The organism is Alloprevotella sp. Lung230, from assembly GCF_014385435.1.
Taxonomy (GTDB): domain Bacteria; phylum Bacteroidota; class Bacteroidia; order Bacteroidales; family Bacteroidaceae; genus Alloprevotella.
Genome location: NZ_JACSUD010000005.1, coordinates 139,178 through 157,550 on the forward strand (window position 1 = coordinate 139,178; position 18,373 = coordinate 157,550).

Consider the following 18,373-nt stretch of genomic DNA (forward strand, 5'->3'; position numbering starts at 1 on the left):
TTCAAGTCATGTTCCAATTTGCCTCCCCTCAATATCTTTACGGCCTCCTGCTGCTCCCGTTCTTGGTGCTCCTCTTTTTGCGTTCGCAATGGACAGCCCGCCGCCGAGAGTCGCGTTTCGGCCGCCGGCAAGTGCTCAAATCGCTTGTGCCCGGGCGCTCCACCATCCGCCCTGTGGTGAAGTTCGTGTTGCTCTGTCTGTCGGTTGTGTTGGGCATTTTGCTGCTGGCACGCCCACAATACGGCACAAGCACCGGCAGCGAAAAGCGCAAAGGTATCGAAGCCATCATCGCTTTCGACGTCTCTCAGTCGATGTTGGCGCGCGATGTGCAACCCTCCCGCATCGAGCGCAGCAAACTCCTCGTCTCCACCCTCATCGACCGTATGGAGAACGACAAGGTCGGCCTCGTGGTCTTTGCCGGTGAAGCCTTTCCGCAACTGCCCATCACCAACGATTTTGTCAGCGCCCAACTCTTCCTCGACAACATCAGCACCGATGCCGTCTCTCTGCAAGGCACCAACCTCGCGGCCGCCATCACGCTGGCCGACAAGAGTTTCACACAGGACAAAAAGGTGGGCAAAGCCATCATCGTCATCACCGACGGCGAAGATCACGAACCCGGGGCCAAGGAAGCTGCAATGGCGGCGGCCAAAGCCGGGCGGCACATCTACGTCTTGGGCGTCGGCAGTCGTGCAGGGGCAGAAATCCCCACCGCCAATGGTCTGCTTCGTGACCGATCGGGAGCTGTGGTCAAGACCGCTCTCAACGAGGCCGCCTGCCGCGAATTGGCCGCAGCGGGCAATGGTGCTTACATCCACATCGATGGCAGCAACGTGGCGCAGGACCAACTCCAAGCCCAGCTCCGCAAACTCCAACAGACGGACTCGGGCATGGTCTCCGATGGCAGTCTCAACGAGCAATTCCAAGCCGTTGCCCTCCTCCTTTTTCTCGTGTTGCTGATCGAGCTTCTCCTTTTTGAAAAGCAAAATGCCTTCTTCTCCCGCTTCCGCCTCTTTCAGCGGCAGGCGTAATTCCCTCGCTCTTATGAAACGCTTCCTCGCAATTTTTCTCTTCCTGGGCTGCATCGTGGCGGCCACGGCACAATCGCGTGAATGGACATTGATGCACCAAGGCAACAAAGCCTTTCGTGCCGGCGACTACAAAACGGCCGAAGACAACTATCGGCGTGCCCTTGCCGCCAATCCGCACAGCACGCGTGCTGCCTTCAATCTCGGCGATGCCTATCTCGCACAGAAGAATGGCAAAGATGCTTTGCAGCAGTTTGTCGCGGCCGCTAAGGGCGAGCAAAACAAACTGGTGAAGGCTATGGCCTACCACAACGTGGGCTATATCCATCACCTCAACAAAGACTACGACAAGGCTATCGACGCCTACAAGGAAGCCTTGCGTAACAATCCAGCCGACGAAGACACCCGCTACAATCTGGTGCTGGCGCAAAAGCAAAAGAAGGGCCAAAACCAGAACAAAAATCAAAACCAACAGGACAAAAAGCAGCAGGAGAAGCCACAGAACAAACCGCAACAACAGCAGTCGCAAAATCAGCCGCCGCAAAGTCAGCAACAACAGCAACAGCAGATGAGCCGCGACAATGCTGAGCAGCTCCTCAACCTCTCACGGCAGGCCGAACAGCAGACGCGCCGCAAACTCCAAGACGCCCAACCGCGGCGAGCACATCGACTGGACAAGAACTGGTAAAGTCCTGCGGTGGTGATGAAGCCGTTCTTTTCTATCTTTTGAAGGGAGGCTCTCCTGACCGTTTGGGACGCATTTCTTCCCGACGTATCAAACGTCCCTTCCCGATGGGACGAATGTCTCTTCCCGAAGAAACGAATGTCCCCTCCCGAAGGGACGAACGTCTCTTCCCGAAGGGACGATTTCTACTCGGGAGAGAAATGCGACGCCGATATTTAGAATTATGACTCAACGTCTACCTGCCACATCAGTGCATGACAATCTTTTTCTCCCTCCTCGAACCAGACCATAATTATATATGACGCTACGCTTTCCCTCCCTCTCCTTTTTTCTCCCCCTCCTCTTCCTGCTTGTGTCCCTGAGTGGACGGGCGCAAGTGCGATTTGTGGCGCAAGCCCCACAAATTGTAGGCGGCAACGAACAAGTACGCCTGCAATTTGTACTGAACAATGCCGATGGCAGCGACTTCACGCCGCCTGCCATCACCGACTTTGAGGTGCTGGCCGGGCCTTCTACCTCAACCTTCTCCAGCACGCAAATCATCAACGGGCGCACCACCTCCTCGTCGTCCGTGACCTATACCTTCATCCTCGCCCCTAAGCGAAAGGGGACGTTCCGCATCGGGGCGGCCTCCGTCAAAGCCAATGGCCGCGTGCTGCGCTCTCAGCCCCTCACCATCAAGGTGGGGAGTGCACCCGGCGCTACCGCACAGCAAGGGCAACCCCATAATGCTGCCGCCGACCCCGCGGCGCAGATGCAGCGCGCCGGCAGCCGCATCGGTGAACGTGACCTCTTCTTCACCGCCACAATCTCGAAACGGAAGGTCTATGAGCAAGAGCCCATCATGCTCACCTACGACTTCCACGCCCGCGTCGGGGTGGGACTGGCCAACGTGATGCTTCGCCAAAAGCCCGACCTCAAAGGATTTTGGACGCAGGAGATTGCCCTGCCGCGCAACTTGTCGCCCCGGCTGGCCACCCTCGGCGGCAAGACCTACCGAGTGGGCACCAACTTGCAATACCTCGTCTTTCCCCAGCAGACGGGGCGTCTCACCATTCCGGCCGTCACCTTCGACTGCGACATCCGCCAGCAGAACTATGCCATAGACGAGGTCGACGCCTTCTTCAACGGGATGGGCAGCCTGAACGTCAAGGTGCAGCGCGCCACCACGCCGCTGACCGTCGAAGTGCTGCCGCTGCCCCGGCCGCGACCGTCCGACTTCTCAGGAGGAGTCGGGCGGATGGCGCTCAAAGAACACCTCGTTTCACCCACGCCCAAGACCAACGACATTGCGACCGTCCGCCTCGTGGTGAGCGGAATGGGCAACCTGAAACTCATCAAAGCTCCGCAACTCACGCTACCGAAAGGTTTCGATACCTACCCGGCGAAGACCACCGACCACACCCGAATCACAGCCGAGGGCATCACGGGCGAAATGTGGTTTGACTATAACTTTGTGCCGCGCAACATCGGCACTTATACACTCCCGGCCGCCACGCTGACTTATTTCGACACCACGACCGAGCGCTACGTCACGCTTCGCACGCAGCCCCTCACCCTCCATGTGGCCAAAGGCAATCGGTCGGCCGAGGCAGCCGACAGCGAGTTGGCCTTGCGCAATGCCGACATCCGCGACCTCCACACGCAGGCCGATGTGCCTTTTGCCGAGGGTGGATGGAGCTGGATAGGTTCTTGGCGCTATATGCTTGTGCTGAGTCTCTTTGTGCTCCTCGGCCTGGTCCTTGAGAGAGTGTTGCTTCGCTGGGTGGCTCGCCGCAACGACACTGAAGGCCGTCGCCGCCACAAAGCCTCAACGCGGGCCCACCGCCGCCTGCAAGCGGCCGAACGTGAGCAAAGACGTGACGGGGCTGCCTTCTACGATGCTTTGTCGACAGCACTGATGGGTTATTTCGCCGACAAGTTTTCTCTGGATGTTTCCGCACTGACCCGGCAGCAGATTGCTGAAGAGCTTCGCCGCCGTGGTGTGGATGCCGCTGAGGTCGAAGCCATTCACCATTTGCTCGAAGACATCGACTATGGTCGCTTTGCTCCCCACACCGAAACTGCCGAGCACGAACATCTCTTCCGGCGTGCCAACGACCTCATTCATCGTCTTGACCTTCAACTCCGATAATCCCATGCGCACCTTTCTTCTCCTCCTTTCTTTCCTGCTGTGGATTCCTCTTGGCGCGGCTGTTCGCACTAAGACGGCAGGCGATAGTGCCTATCTTCGCAAAGACTATCCCGAGGCTGTGCGTCTCTACTCCGCCTTGGTGAAAGCGCAACCTTCGGCCGATCTCTATTACAACCTGGGTAACGCCCACTTTCGCTTGCAGGAATATCCGAAAGCCGTGTTGGCCTATGAGCGCTGTCTGCACCTCGACCCCTCGCACGAGGATGCCCGCTTCAACCTGACGGTGGTGCGCACACGGCTCACCGACCACTTTGCTCCTCCGCAGCAGATGTTTTTCGTGAGCTGGTGGCAGGAGTGGAGAGCCTCACGCAGTTTGGAGAGTTGGACTCGCTGGTCCTACCTCTGCCTGCTGTTGGCCATGCTGGCAGGCATGCTTTATCGTCTGGCGCATCGCGTGCTGATTCGCAAAGCCGCTTTCTTCTTGAGCGCAGCCGGTATCTTCGGTTTTCTGCTGACCACCCTCTTGGCCTGGCAGCAAAAGGCGGCTTTCCGCGACAATGCCCGTGCAGTGGTGATGGCGGCCGAACTGCCCACTTATACCAGTGCAACGGCCAACAGCAAGCGCGGACCCACCCTCCACGAGGGCACGACAGTCGAAATCCAAGAGTGTGCTGTCGGAGGTTGGCAGCAGGTTTTGCTACCCAACGGTGAACAATTTTGGGTCAGACCTTATAAAATGGAACGTGTCGTCCCACGGCCTTGAAAAAAAGAGTAAAAATAGTTGGCGTATTCCTCTTGTAATTTCTCGATAAAGAGTATCTTTGCACACAAATTATGGTATTACAATCTTCCACGCAATACTTCACCCAACACTTTTTTTATGGACTTCTTTTATTTAGGAATTCTTGGTTTCCTGCTTATCTTGGCCATCTTCGACCTCAGTGTCGGCGTGGCCAATGATGCGGTCAATTTCCTCTCGCCCGCAGTGGGAGCAAAGGCCGCGCGGTTCAAGGTCATCCTTCTCGTTGCGGCGGTCGGCATCTTCATCGGTGCTTCCACGTCAAGCGGCATGATGGACATCGCGCGCCACGGCATTCTGCAACCGGAGTTCTACTCCTTTGCCGATGTGATGTGCATCTTCCTATCCGTGAGCGCCACCGATGTCATCCTGCTGGACATCTTCAACACCTTGGGCATGCCCACATCGACCACCGTGTCAATGGTGTTTGGACTGCTGGGCGGCTCTTCGGCCTTGGCGCTGATGAACATCTTCCAAACAGGACAAAGCTACTCCGACCTCATCAACACCGACAAGGCCCTCACCGTCATCATCGGTATCTTTCTTTCGGTGGCCATCGCCTTTGTCGTTGGTTTGGTGGTGATGTGGATTACGCGCCTCATCTTCACTTTCCAATACAAGAAGCACCTGCGCTGGACCATCGCCCTCTACGGTGGTGCTTCCATCTCCATCATCTTCTACTTCCTCGTCACCAAGGGGTTGGGCAATTCACCGATGGTGCAAGGTAGCGGCTTCGGGCATTTTGTCAACGAGCACCCGATGCAAATCCTCATTTACTCGTTCATCGGGTTCACCATCCTCGTTGAACTTTTGCATCTGCTGCACATCAACATCTTCAAAATCATTGTGCTCTTCGGCACCTTCTCCCTCGCCATGGCCTTTGCCGGCAACGACTTGGTCAACTTCATCGGTGTACCCTTGGCCGGCTTGGAGAGTTTCCTCGACTTCACGGCCAACGGTGGTGGCGCCACAGCTGCAACCTACAAGATGACCGCCCTCGACGGCCCATCGACCCTACCCGGCGTGAGCTGGTTTCTCATCGGTGCGGGCATGATTATGACCATCGCTATTTGGACATCGAAAAAGGCACAGCAGGTGGTGCAAAACACCATCAACCTCGCCAGCCAAAGCGAGACGGAAGAAGTGTTCTCCTCCTCGAAGGTGGCCCGCCGCACCGTGCGCGGTGTGCTCAACTTCAACAAGAGCATCACGAAGCATATTCCTCTCTCGGTGAAGCGCTGGCTGAACTTCCGCTTTGACACCGAGAAGTCCGATGCCGAACCCGGCGTGGCTTTCGACCAAGTTCGCGCCAGCGTCAACCTTGTCCTCTCGGGCTTCCTCATCACGGTGGGCACGGCTTGGCAGCTCCCTCTCTCCACGACCTACGTGGCCTTTATGGTGGCCATGGGTTCTTCGCTCGCCGACCGTGCTTGGGGACGTGAGACCGCTGTCTATCGCATCACGGGTGTCATCACCGTCATTGGTGGCTGGTTCATCACCGCCGGAGCTGCTTTCATCATGGCCTTCATCATCGCCTCGCTCAATCATCTCGGAGGTTTTGTGGCCATGCTCGGCATCATCGCCCTCATCGCTTTTACGCTCATCAACAACAACCGCCGCTTCAAGAAGAAGCAGGCACAGAGCGAAAATGTCGACACCCTCTTCCGCGAAATGGTGGCCTGCCGTGACAAAAAGGAAGTGTGGAACATGCTTTGCCTGCACATCTCCCAAACCCAGGTGCGCATTCTCAATGCTGCACGTACCGCACTCACCGGGATTGCCGAAGGCTTGATGACCGACAACATCCGCATCCTCCGAACCACCGCTTCCGAACTCTCCGACGAGAAGGACTACTGGAAGCGCTATCGCCGTAAGGAAATCCTCGGTATGCGGAAGATTGACGCCCTCTTGGCGGTGGAGAAGAACACGTGGTTCCACCTCGGCGCCAACAGTATGACGCAAATTCTCTATGGCCTCAAGCGTATGTTCGAACCCGTTGTGGAGCACGTCGACAACAACTTCAATCCGCTCCCTGCCGTATTTGTGCGCGAGTTCCGCCCCATCATTCAGCAAGCCGACGCTTTCCTCCTCTCAATCCAGACGGCCATCGAAAGTGGAAACTATGCCAACAGCGACGAAATCCTCGTGCAGGGCAACGCTCTCAAGAGCGAAATCTCCAAGCTTCGTCACAACCTGCAAGACCGCATCCAGAAGGAAGACAGCAACCTCAAAGTGGCGCTCCTCTACTTGAGCACCTTGCAGGAAACGCAGGAAATCATCTCTCACGCACGCCACCTCCTGCGTGCTGACAAGCGTTTTATGGACTAATCCCGCGCATCTTTTACTTCTCATCAGAAAAGAGGTCGTGCCAAAAAAACTTGAGTTTTGGCACGGCCTCTTGCTTTTCATCCCCTTGCGGTCGCCTGTTGTAATGCTGTGGATGGCTTTGTGTTGCAGCATGTTATGTTTGTTTGGGGAGCGCCAGACTATGGCCGACCCGGCGGATGTGGCTGTGCTCTTGCTGGCCAATGCCATCAACGAAAAGCTCTTAAGCCTTCTTTGAAAAGCCCTAAGCCCAAGATTGATGTGCAACACTCTGTCCCGAATAAAGCAGCTCCCGAAAGGCACCGGAGAGTGGTGGCCTTTCAGAGGGGAGTAAAAGATGGAGAGCGGGGGCACGCCGGACGATGGTGATCGGTGTCGGCTTATCCCTTTTGTGCGATTTTGAAGAGTGTGCCCGTGGGGCAGACGAAGCGGCAGTAGGGGCGCGGGATGGCGAGGCTGAGCAACACGAAGACAAAGGCAATCCCGATGACGATGGGAGAGGCCGACTCGAAGATGAAGGCTGAGAAGGCTTCGTATTCCACCCAGGTGAACCATAGGCTGGTCCACATGCAAAGCATCAGCGCTACCCACAGCAGTTGGCGGAAGAGGTTGAGCGCCTTTATAGCGCGGCGGGGGATGACTTTTTTCCGCTGGGTGAGTATCCCCATCAGGTCTTGGGCCGCGCCAAAGGGGCAGACGTTGGAGCAATAGTAGGACTTTTTGCCGAAGAGTGGATAGACAAAGGCTGTGACGAGCATGATGGTCGGCACGAGCAGTACGATGGGATTGATGCCGTTAGCGGTGTAGTTGAGCAAGGCGGCGTAGTTGAGGAATGTGCCCGTCCACAACCCCAGCACGCACACGTTGAGCAGTTGTTGAATCCGACGATAGATGCGGTTACGCACCCACAAGGGGAGGGTCGCGGCCAGCAAAACAACGAGAAGCGAAGCCCAAAACTTGGGCGACAAGTCCACTTGCGTCCACCAACTGTGGGTGTTCTGATAGTCGCGCAGGAAGTGCACACCGGTGCGCACATTATCGATAAGGGCGCGTGAGGAGTAGGTGGCACCGCTCACGACATCGACTTTCAGAGTGTCGGCTTCGGAGAGCGAGCGGTTTTCCCAAAGTTTCAGCAGCGGTTTGACTTCGGCAAAGAAATCGGGCGTTTCGCTGTTGTCGAGTGCCGTGATGCTGCGCACGGTGTCGTCCTTGATGGTGATGGCGAGCGGAACGGGGCCGCCGTAGCCGATGATGTCCTTACCCAGTTCGGACGTATTCACTACCAGGCTGCCATCGGACAGAGTGGTGAGCGTGTCGGCTTGGGCTGTGGAGGGCACAGGGTGCAGCTCCTTGCCCCACACTTTTCCATCGCGCTGCAGGACCACCACTATCAGCATCAAAGCAGCGGTTAAGAGGGAGAAGCCGACATTGAGGAAGTGCCGCCAAGGCTTTTGGGGTTGGGGACGGTGAGTGAAGTACCGGTGCAACTTTGTTCTTTGTCTGTAAAACATGCTATTCTCTTTTTTGTTAAGGGGGCAAAGAAAGAGGCAGACCCTGTTCTTTATCAACCGCGAGATGAAAGTGAGATTTGCCCATCGGCATTGAGCAAAAATACGAAGGTTTTTTTAGTGGACAAAGCAAAAGGAGGTTGTTGTTGTTTTTATTTGCTCTTTTTTAAGCCGACTTCCGATTGTTCCTTACTTTTTCTGTAATTTTGCTCACGATTTTAGAAACTCCGCCCTTGGCAGTGCAAGGGCGGGGCGTAAAACACCAATACACACAACTATAAAATGGTAAAACAATGTACCTTCCTTTTTGGCTGTATGGCCTTGGGGGAATTGATTGTCTGGTTCACCGGATTGAGTCTGCCGGGCAGTATTGTGGGCATGTTGTTGCTCACGGCCTTCTTGCAGATGGGTTGGATTAAACTGGAGTGGGTGAAAGGCATTTCCGATTTCTTGTTGAGCAACCTCGGTTTCTTCTTTGTGCCGCCCGGTGTGGCGCTTATGCTCTATTTCGACGTTATTGCCAAAGAGTTTTGGCCGATTGTCATTGCCACCTTGGTGAGCACGATAGCCGTGCTTTTGATCACGGGGTGGACACATCAAATTGTCAGAAAGTATGTCCGTTTTAGAAAATAATTTCATCCTCATCGCCTTGACGTTTGCCACCTTTATGGCGGCAAAGTGGGTGCAACGTCGCACGGGCTGGGTCTTGTTCAACCCTATCCTCATCACGATTGCCGTCCTCATCCTCTTTTTGAAGATGACGGGCATATCTTACGACACTTATGCTCATGCAGGAGCGCAAATTGACTTCTGGCTCAAACCCGCGATTGTGGCGTTGGGTGTTCCGCTCTATTTGCAACTGAAAGTCATTCGCAAGCAACTCATTCCCATTCTTCTCTCGCAGATGGTGGGTTGTGTGGTCGGTATTGTCGTGGTCGTTGTGGTTGCAAAGTTGATGGGGGCGAGCGATGCCGTGGTGGTTTCGTTGGCACCCAAGAGTGTGACCACCCCCATTGCGATGGAAGTGTGTCGTGCGCAGGGCGGCATCCCCTCGCTCACCGCAGCGATTGTCGTTGTGGTGGGATTGTTTGGCGCAGTGGCCGGCTTCAAAGTGTTGCAAATCGGCCGTGTGAAAAGCCCCATTGCTCAAGGACTGAGCATGGGGACGGCTTCCCACGCTGTGGGCACCTCGCGCGCCATGGAGAATGGTGCAAAATACGGTGCATTCGCCAGTCTCGGCCTCATCGCCAACGGTGTGCTCACCGCCATTCTGACCCCTATCGTACTGAAGATGATGGGATGGATTTGGTAAACATATCGCATACTCAAGCGCAAAAGCGAGCGACAAAGCGAAAGTTTTTTAACTAAACGCTTTGCCGATAGGAACAAAATGTGTACTTTTGCACGCAAAATAAATGTAGTCCTTCGATTTACAAACTTAAAACTTATCGACATTTGAGACCTAATAAGAACGATAAAATCAAACAGCAATACCGCGTCAATGAGCAAATCCGTGCTCGTGAGGTGCGTATTGTGGGTGACGACACCGAGAGCAGCGTGATGTCCACGCGTGATGCTCTTCGCTTGGCACAGCAACAAGGGGTGGACCTCGTTGAGATTAGCCCGAATGCCGAACCGCCTGTTTGTCGATTGATAGACTACTCCAAATTCCTCTATCAGCAGAAGAAGCGCCAGAAGGAACTGAAAGCCAAGCAAGTCAAGGTGGAGGTGAAGGAGATTCGTTTCGGACCTCAAACCGATGATCACGACTACAACTTCAAGTTGAAGCACGCCAAAGGCTTTTTGACCGAAGGCGATAAGGTGAAGGCTTATGTTTTCTTTCGTGGTCGCAGCATCTTGTTCAAAGAGCAAGGAGAAGTGTTGCTGCTTCGTTTTGCCAATGACCTTGAAGAATACGGCAAGGTAGAGTCTATGCCGGTGCTTGAAGGCAAGCGTATGATTATGTTCATTGCTCCCAAGAAAGTTCCTGTCAGAAAGGATGAAGCCATGGTTGAGGAATTCATCGCTGAAGAAGCAACGGAGATTTCAACTCCTCCTATCAAAAAGGCGCCTAAGATTAAAGAGCGTCGCGAGTATGCCGGCCCGAAGGTAGAAGGTGAAGATTTCTAACGAAAAGCTCCTCCTTATCTTAATTGAAACCTAAGCAAACAACGAGTGATTCTTGGCGGAACTACCCCAGTTTCCATACATCACTAAAAAGCATCCGTCAAGGCGCTTACCTCGAAGTTTGACAAACGTCGCGCGCTGTGCCAGGTATGCGCAGCCGCACATATTCTTTAATTCTTTAATTTACAAACAAATGCCTAAAGTAAAGACTAATTCCGGCGCAAAGAAGCGTTTCACGCTCACCGGAACCGGTAAGATCAAGAGAAAGCACGCTTTCCACAGTCACATTCTCACGAAGAAGACCAAGAAGCAAAAGCGTAACCTTTGCCACACGGGCCTGATTGCTACTGTCGACCAGAACCAAGTGCGTGAACTCCTCTGCTTGCGTTAATTCTCCATTTTACCAACAGTCATTTATTCATCGAATGTCCGGCACATCAAGAGTAAGCTATCCGCAAACCGCCGGCAGTCAAAAACAAAACTACTATGCCAAGATCAGTAAATCATGTAGCATCTCGCGCTAAGCGCAAGAGAATTCTCAAGTTGACCCGCGGTTACTATGGTGCCCGCAAGAACGTGTGGACCGTTGCCAAGAACACTTGGGAAAAAGGTCTTACCTACGCTTTTCGCGACCGTCGTAACAAGAAGCGCAACTTCCGTGCTCTCTGGATTCAGCGTATCAATGCTGCAGCTCGCCTCGAAGGCATGAGCTACTCTCAACTTATGGGTTCTCTCCACAAGGCAGGTATCGAAATCAACCGAAAGGTGCTCGCAGACCTCGCTGTGAACAACCCTCAGGCTTTCAAAGCCATTGTTGAGAAGGCTAAGTAATCTATCGGCTTAGTCGAACAACTAACAACTATTCCCAATCCAATCGAAAGGCGTTCTTCTTTATTGAAGACGCCTTTTTAGTTTTTCTATCTATGTTTCGTTTCAAACAATTCTCCATTCACGATGAGGCTTGTGCCATGAAGGTGGGCACAGACGGTGTGCTCTTAGGAGCATGGGCCGACCTGCCCAACCGAGGTGTCTGCTGGGATGTCGGAGCCGGCTGTGGGCTGATTTCCCTGATGTTGGCACAACGTTTTGAAAAGATGCACTTCACAGCCATTGAAATTGATGCACCGGCTGCAGTTCAAGCCAAAGAGAATGTAGAGAACACTCCTTTTTCAGATAGAATCACGGTGCTAAATGCCGATTTTCTCGACCTGACATTTGCAGCTTCGATAACAGCAATTGTGAGCAATCCGCCATTCTTTCAAGAGACCTTGCACTCTCCGCATCGTCAAAGGGCACAGGCACGGCACCATGCGGCAGCGCTGCCTTTTCCGCATTTTGTAGAACGCGCTGCTGAGTTGCTTGAAGAAAAAGGGACGCTGCAAGTGATTCTTCCCAAGAGTGAACAAACGCTTTTTCATGATTTGTGTAATCAAGTCGGACTCACCTTGGTGCGACAAACCGATGTGCGAACGGTAGCTTACAAGCCGCCCAAGCGTGTGCTCTTGCAGTTCTTGAAGGGGAAAGTGGAGGAAACACCGAAAAGGGATGAACTTATCTTGATGCAAGATGGAGGACGTAGCCCTGCTTATCAACAACTTTGTGAGGCGTATTATCTCTAAGTGGAGGCTCAAAAATTCATTTGTTTACTTTGTGGTTCTCTGATTATTCCGTAATTTTGTAGGCAGAAAATCAATCTTACTACAACAATAAAACTTATGGAAAAAAGCGCATTGCAAATCGCTCGTGCAGCCTACCAGCCCAAACTCCCCGCAGGTCTTCGTGGCAACGTGAAAATCGTAGAAGGTGCTCCCACGCAAAGTGTGGATAATCAGGAAGAAATCAAAGCTCTCTTCCCCAACACCTACGGCATGCCCCTCGTCAATTTCGAACCTACGGACGAGAAGAAGGAATATGCTCCCATCAACATCGGTATCATCCTTTCTGGTGGTCAAGCTCCCGGCGGTCACAACGTGATTTGCGGTCTCTATGATGGCTTGAAGAAGCAAAACCCCAATTCTAAACTCTACGGCTTCCTTATGGGTCCTGGAGGTTTGGTTGATCACAACTACATCGAGATGACCGACGCCCTCATCGATGAATACCGCAACACGGGTGGTTTCGACATGATTGGTTCTGGTCGCACAAAGCTCGAAGAAGTGGCTCAGTTTGAGAAGGGTATGGAAGTAATCCGCAAACTCGGTCTCAACGCTATCGTAATCATCGGTGGCGACGACTCCAATACCAACGCTTGCGTCCTCGCTGAATACTATGCCGCTCAAAAGTATGGCGTGCAAGTAATCGGTTGCCCCAAGACCATCGACGGCGACTTGAAGAACGACCAAATCGAAACTTCTTTCGGTTTCGACACTGCTTGTAAGACTTATGCCGAAGTAATCGGTAACATCCAACGCGATGCTAACTCTGCTCGCAAATATTGGCACTTCATCAAGCTCATGGGTCGCTCTGCCTCTCACATCGCTCTTGAGTGCGCACTCCAAGTGCAACCCAACGTGTGCTTGATTTCTGAAGAAGTAGAAGCTAAGGAACAAAGCCTCGACGACGTAGTGACCTACATCGCTGAAGTAGTGGCTAAGCGCGCTGCTGCTGGCAACAACTTCGGTACGGTGCTCATCCCCGAAGGCCTCATCGAGTTCATTCCTTCTTTGAAGAAGCTCATCGCTGAACTCAACGACCTCCTCTCTACTCCCGAAGCTGCTCAAGTGGAAGCTGCTGACCAACGCGCATGGGTGCTCAGCCGTCTTTCTGCTGAAAACGCTGCCATCTACGCTTCTCTCCCCGAAGGCGTGGCCAAGCAACTCACCGCTGAGCGCGACCCCCACGGCAACGTGCAAGTATCGCTCATCGAGACAGAAAAGCTTCTCTCTGAAATGGTCGCTGAAAAGCTCGCTGCATGGAAGAAGGAAGGCAAATATACGGGCAAGTTCGCTGCCCTCCACCACTTCTTCGGCTACGAAGGACGTTGCGCAGCTCCCTCCAACTTCGATGCCGACTACTGCTATGCTCTCGGTGCTTCCGCTGCACAACTCGTGGCCAACGACAAGACAGGTTACATGGCTATCGTGAAGAACACCACTGCTCCTGCAGCAGAATGGGTGGCTGGCGGTGTGCCCATCACGATGATGATGAATATGGAGCGTCGTCACGGCGAAATGAAGCCCGTGATTCGCAAGGCACTCGTGGAACTCGATGGTGCGCCCTTCAAGGCTTTCGCAGCACAACGCGAAGCATGGGCAGAGCAAACTGCTTTCGTTTACCCTGGTCCTATTCAATACTGGGGACTCACGGAGGTTTGCGATCAGTGCACGCGTACCCTTGCCCTCGAACAAGCTAAATAACCCCATAGCATAGACATATCCAAGGAGCACGAACAATTGGAATTGAGTTCCGATGGTTCGTGCTCCTTTTCTTTTTTCTGTTAGATAATGCCCACCTCAAAACGAACAACTACGCGAAAGACTCATGCTTCGTCCCGAAAAAGAACCCGGAGAACAACGAAGTCTCGTAAAAAGGGGAGTTTGTCTTGGGCAGAGCGCTCTTTCGGACATGGCTATAAGCGTGTGGTTTGGATAGGAGCGATTATAGCTGCTGTGGTTTATGGCTTTGTTTTTTACAAATATACCGTAGCCCCTTACGCCCTCCGTTGGCGTGCGCTCTATGGCGAAGTGGATTATCCCGTCGGATATAGCATTCACGGCTTAGATGTGAGCCATCACCAAGGTACTATCGATTGGGAAAGCGTGGCACGTGCCAAGGTGGCCGGCGAGTCCATAGAGTTTGTCATCATCAAGGCGACAGAGGGCAAAAGCCTTTTTGACCAAAACTTCAATGAAAACTTTTATCAAGCCGGCCAATACGGCCTGATTCGTGGGGCCTACCACTTCTTTTCCCCCTCTGTTTCCGGCGATGTACAGGCCCGCTACTATATGCAGCAGGTGCATCTTGAGGATGGCGACCTACCTCCCGTGCTGGACATTGAGCAACAGGGGGGGCTGACCAGTGCTCAACTGCGCAAAGAAGCTTTGGAATGGTTGCAACTCTTGGAAAAGAAATATGGAACTCCCCCCATCATTTACACAGGGCTGAACTTCAAAATCGCCCATCTCAACACGAAGGAATTTGACCGCTATCCCTTTTGGATTGCCCACTACTACGCCAAGGAAGTGGGCTACAAAGGCAAATGGAAGTTCTGGCAGCATACCGACCTCGGACGTGTCGAAGGCATATCGACAGCAGTAGACCTAAACATCTACAATGGGTCGATGTACGATTTGCGTAAACTCACCATTGGGCATGACGAAGCTCCTCAAGAGACAGAATAGGAAAGCCGGAGAAAGGTTCAGACTGTAAAACTATGCGTTAGATTTGGCTATTCGCCCCAAAACAGCTAACTTTGCGGAGATAAAACGATTGCGTTTCTCGTGAAAATAGACAAGAACTAAAAACTTCATATCCATTATGATTAAAATTACGTTTCCTGATGGTAGCGTACGCGAATACGAAAGCGGCGTTACGGGGCTACAGATTGCCGAGAGCATCTCAAGCCGATTGGCACAAGATGTGTTGTCTTGTGGTGTGAACGGAAAGACCGTAGAACTCAACCGCCCCATCACTGAAGATGCCACCATCGCACTCTACAAGTGGGACGATGCAGAAGGCAAGCACACCTTCTGGCACACGTCGGCCCACCTTATGGCCGAAGCGATGCAAGAACTTTGGCCCGGCACCCAGTTTGGCATCGGTCCGGCCATTGAAAATGGTTTCTACTACGATGTGATGCCTCCCGAAGGAGTGACCATCCGCGAAGACGACTTTGCCAAGATTGAAAAGAAGATGATGGAGCTTCAGCAAAAGAAGGAGAATGTGGTGCGCGCTTCCATCTCGAAGAACGATGCTCTCAAGTTCTTTGGCGACAAGGGGCAACACTACAAAAACGAACTCATTGCCGACCTCGAAGATGGCAATATCTCCACCTACACGCAAGGTGCATTCACCGACCTCTGCCGCGGTCCTCACCTCCTCAACACCGGCCTCATCAAGGCTGTAAAGGTGATGGCCGTCAGCTCTGCCTATTGGCGTGGCGATGAGAAGCGTCCCATGATGACGCGCGTCTATGGCATCACCTTCCCCAAGAAGAAGATGCTCGACGAATACCTCACGCTGCTCGAAGAAGCCAAGCGCCGCGACCATCGCAAGATTGGCAAAGAGATGGAGCTCTTCATGTTTTCCGACCTCGTCGGCAAGGGATTGCCCATGTGGCTGCCCAAAGGCACAGCCCTCCGCCTACGCTTGGAGGACATCTTGAAGAAAATCCAGAAGCGCTTCGGCTATCAGCAAGTGATGACCCCCCACATCGGCTCAAAGAACCTTTACGTCACCTCCGGCCACTATGCCAAATACGGCAAAGACTCTTTCCAGCCCATCACCACTCCCGAAGAAGGTGAAGAGTATTTCCTCAAACCGATGAACTGCCCTCACCACTGCGCCATCTATGCCTGGAAGCCTCGCTCCTACAAAGACCTGCCCTTGCGCCTGGCCGAGTTCGGCACCGTCTATCGCTACGAGCAGAGCGGTGAGTTGCACGGTCTGACCCGCGTGCGCGGCTTCACGCAGGACGATGCCCACATCTTCTGCCGCCCCGACCAGGTGAAGCAGGAGTTCCTCAACGTGATGGACATCATCCTCATCATCTTCAAAGCCCTCAAGTTCGACAATTTTGAAGCCCAAATCTCCCTCCGCCACAAGACCGACCGTGCCAAGTACATCGGTTCGGAGGAAAACTGGGAGAAGGCCGAGCAAGCCATCATCGAAGCTTGCAAAGAGAAAGGACTCAATGCCAAAATCGAGTATGGCGAAGCCGCTTTCTATGGCCCTAAGCTCGACTTTATGGTCAAGGACGCCCTCGGTCGCCGTTGGCAGTTGGGCACGATTCAGGTGGACTATAACCTCCCCGAACGCTTCCAACTCGAATACACCGGTGAGGACAACAAGAAGCATCGTCCTGTGATGATTCACCGCGCGCCTTTCGGTTCGATGGAGCGCTTCGTGGCCGTGCTCATCGAGCACACCGCCGGTCGCTTCCCCCTGTGGCTTATGCCCGACCAAGCCGTTGTGCTCCCCATCTCCGACAAATTCAACGACTATGCGCGTGAGGTGCGCGACCGTTTGGAAGCCGCCGACGTACGTACCCTCGTGGACGAGCGCAGCGAGAAGATTGGCCGCAAGATTCGCGACAATGAGATGAAGCACATCCCCTTCCTCCTCGTTGTGGGCGAAAAGGAAGCCGCCGAAGGCACAGTGGCTGTGCGCGTGCAAGGCCAGCAAGGTGGTGCTCCCGAAGTGATGAGCATTGCCGACTTCGTAGCCCGCGTACGCACCGAAGTGGTTGAGCAGATGGGCGAGTTCTAACGCTCCGCTTCTCTTTCTACCGTATTATTTAGGCCGCATCAGCGCTCTGTCGGAGCACTGATGCGGCCTCTCTTGTATCTCTCCGCCCTCATCTCGCGAAATCCGATTCGCGAGATTTTTTTATGACGCGCAAGGCGATAAAGTTGAACAGCTAACGGGCAAACTATAAACCAAGGTTTGGTTTATATAATTCAAACTTTGGTTTATGTAATTCAAACCTTGGTTTATATAAACCAAACCTTGAATTATAGAATATCCTTGTCGCAGTTGACTATATCTCCCATCCCTTGAACTTTCAATGAGGAGTAGAGATAATCATCCTCCACTTTTTCACTTTACAACTCAAAACGACACAAGGTGGGTATGCTCAAACTTGTCCCTCTCTGCATCAATCATCATTTGGAAAGAACCATCGCTATCAAAGAACTAAAAGCTCAATGATAGCGATGGTTTAGGAGGCTTGCGCTGGTCAATCGCTGCGAAAGGGTGGGGCGGTCAGAACCAGACGATGTGCTCCTCGCGGCAGTCGGCATAGCGGCGCAGGAGGTCGAGGGCATGAGCGAGGGCGTGCTCCATGCGAGGGCGGTGACCGTCGTAGCCGTTGATGATGAAGAGCAGATGGGTGGTGGAGGCCGAAAGCATGGTGCGCGTGCTGTCGCTGGTGGGAGAGGCCACGCCGCCGCAGGCATCGCGATAGAGAGGCAGACCCTCGACGTTGAGAGGGCCGCGGCCGATGCCTTCGTAGGGTTCTTCGGCACGCCCGATGCCGAGCGTGAGTTGTTCGCCTTCAATGCGGTCGGCATCGAGCAGGCCAGTGGGGTAGCCGGCGGCGATGGAGACGAGGTTGCCGAGGTCGACCAGCGTATCTACCGAATAGAGCGACTTGCCTTGGAGGATGCGGCGCGCCAGTTGCTCGCTGGCGGGGCGATAGCGAGAGGGGTCTTTGCCGCAGGCTTTGTAGGCAGAGCGGGTGGCAGCGATGCCGGGATGATCTTTGATTGTGTCGGGGGTGTAGCAGGCGACAATCGTTTTTCCCGCTTGCACCATTTCCTCCCAAAGAGCAGGTGAAGTGGGACTGTTGAGTACATGAGCTTCGATGGCAACACCGAGGAAGTGAGGGACGCGGGTAGAAAATTCGGGCGATTGGATTATTGAAAGCATAGGGCGTAGTAGGGACAGGAGGTGCAGGTTCTGGGGTCGTCGGTGGGACGGAAGGGGCGTGAGGGGTCGAGCACTTCAACGATGAGCAGGGTGAGGTGCTCGCGAAAATCATCGGCAATTCGAGCAAAGTCGGTGAGAGGCTCACCACCCAATTTGAGGTAGGGGGTGAAGGATGGGTTG

The 18,373-nt window shown here is 53.7% G+C and carries 17 protein-coding genes; 14 read left to right on the forward strand and 3 right to left on the reverse strand.

The genetic code is table 11. The features are described 5' to 3' along the window. Nucleotides 1-8 precede the first annotated feature (8 nt). The 5 genes from H8527_RS04765 to H8527_RS04785 all read left to right on the forward strand — a co-directional run bounded on the left by H8527_RS04765 (nt 9) and on the right by H8527_RS04785 (nt 6,974). Nucleotides 9-1,031, forward strand: a complete 1,023-nt coding sequence (locus tag H8527_RS04765; RefSeq protein ID WP_187546073.1) for a VWA domain-containing protein — start codon at nt 9-11, stop codon at nt 1,029-1,031. 13 nt (nt 1,032-1,044) lie between these two features. Next, the gene (locus H8527_RS04770; protein ID WP_187546075.1) at nt 1,045-1,716 is read left to right on the forward strand and encodes a tetratricopeptide repeat protein; all 672 of its coding nucleotides are present in this window, start codon (nt 1,045-1,047) and stop codon (nt 1,714-1,716) included. A gap of 295 nt (nt 1,717-2,011) precedes the next feature. After that, nucleotides 2,012-3,847: a BatD family protein gene (locus H8527_RS04775; protein ID WP_187546076.1), complete on the forward strand. Its 1,836-nt coding sequence runs from the start codon at nt 2,012-2,014 to the stop codon at nt 3,845-3,847. Nucleotides 3,848-3,851: 4 nt separating this feature from the next. After that, nucleotides 3,852-4,610 (forward strand): tetratricopeptide repeat protein, encoded by a 759-nt coding sequence (locus H8527_RS04780; protein WP_187546078.1) that lies wholly within the window; start codon nt 3,852-3,854, stop codon nt 4,608-4,610. A 117-nt stretch (nt 4,611-4,727) separates the two neighbouring features. Beyond that, complete coding sequence (locus tag H8527_RS04785) at nt 4,728-6,974, forward strand: inorganic phosphate transporter (RefSeq protein WP_187546080.1); 2,247 nt, start codon at nt 4,728-4,730, stop codon at nt 6,972-6,974. Nucleotides 6,975-7,351: 377 nt separating this feature from the next. Here H8527_RS04785 and H8527_RS04790 read toward each other — a convergent pair whose 3' ends face one another. Then, nucleotides 7,352-8,482, reverse strand: coding sequence for an FMN-binding protein (locus tag H8527_RS04790; RefSeq protein WP_187546082.1), 1,131 nt, complete (start codon nt 8,480-8,482; stop codon nt 7,352-7,354). A 279-nt stretch (nt 8,483-8,761) separates the two neighbouring features. On the opposite strand from H8527_RS04790, the gene H8527_RS04795 reads away from it, so the two are divergent. From H8527_RS04795 to thrS, 9 genes are all read left to right on the forward strand, one after another. Further along, complete coding sequence (locus H8527_RS04795) at nt 8,762-9,112, forward strand: CidA/LrgA family protein (protein ID WP_187546084.1); 351 nt, start codon at nt 8,762-8,764, stop codon at nt 9,110-9,112. Next, entirely contained in the window at nt 9,093-9,791 is a 699-nt protein-coding gene (locus H8527_RS04800) for an LrgB family protein (protein WP_187546086.1), read from the forward strand. Before H8527_RS04795 ends, H8527_RS04800 begins: the two co-directional genes overlap by 20 nt. Nucleotides 9,792-9,934: 143 nt before the next feature. Next, a complete protein-coding gene (gene infC, locus H8527_RS04805; RefSeq protein WP_187546087.1) occupies nt 9,935-10,609 on the forward strand; it encodes a translation initiation factor IF-3 in 675 nt (224 codons plus the stop codon). 190 nt (nt 10,610-10,799) lie between these two features. Next, entirely contained in the window at nt 10,800-10,997 is a 198-nt protein-coding gene (gene rpmI / locus H8527_RS04810) for a 50S ribosomal protein L35 (RefSeq protein ID WP_187546089.1), read from the forward strand. A 95-nt stretch (nt 10,998-11,092) separates the two neighbouring features. Beyond that, nucleotides 11,093-11,437: a 50S ribosomal protein L20 gene (rplT, locus tag H8527_RS04815; protein WP_187546090.1), complete on the forward strand. Its 345-nt coding sequence runs from the start codon at nt 11,093-11,095 to the stop codon at nt 11,435-11,437. A 92-nt stretch (nt 11,438-11,529) separates the two neighbouring features. Further along, nucleotides 11,530-12,225, forward strand: coding sequence for a tRNA1(Val) (adenine(37)-N6)-methyltransferase (locus H8527_RS04820; protein ID WP_187546092.1), 696 nt, complete (start codon nt 11,530-11,532; stop codon nt 12,223-12,225). Between the two features lie 96 nt (nt 12,226-12,321). Then, nucleotides 12,322-13,962: a diphosphate--fructose-6-phosphate 1-phosphotransferase gene (locus H8527_RS04825; RefSeq protein WP_187546093.1), complete on the forward strand. Its 1,641-nt coding sequence runs from the start codon at nt 12,322-12,324 to the stop codon at nt 13,960-13,962. Between the two features lie 180 nt (nt 13,963-14,142). Then, a complete protein-coding gene (locus tag H8527_RS04830) occupies nt 14,143-14,946 on the forward strand; it encodes a glycoside hydrolase family 25 protein (protein ID WP_255498518.1) in 804 nt (267 codons plus the stop codon). Nucleotides 14,947-15,082: 136 nt separating this feature from the next. Beyond that, nucleotides 15,083-17,032: a threonine--tRNA ligase gene (gene thrS / locus H8527_RS04835; RefSeq protein ID WP_187546097.1), complete on the forward strand. Its 1,950-nt coding sequence runs from the start codon at nt 15,083-15,085 to the stop codon at nt 17,030-17,032. 495 nt (nt 17,033-17,527) lie between these two features. On the opposite strand, the gene H8527_RS04840 is transcribed toward thrS, so the two are convergent. Both H8527_RS04840 and H8527_RS04845 read right to left on the reverse strand, forming a co-directional pair. Beyond that, nucleotides 17,528-18,193: a B3/4 domain-containing protein gene (locus H8527_RS04840; protein ID WP_187546099.1), complete on the reverse strand. Its 666-nt coding sequence runs from the start codon at nt 18,191-18,193 to the stop codon at nt 17,528-17,530. After that, nucleotides 18,181-18,373, reverse strand: a 193-nt coding sequence (locus H8527_RS04845) for a hypothetical protein (protein ID WP_187546100.1), incomplete at its 5' end; no start/stop codon positions are given. The genes H8527_RS04845 and H8527_RS04840, both read right to left, overlap by 13 nt.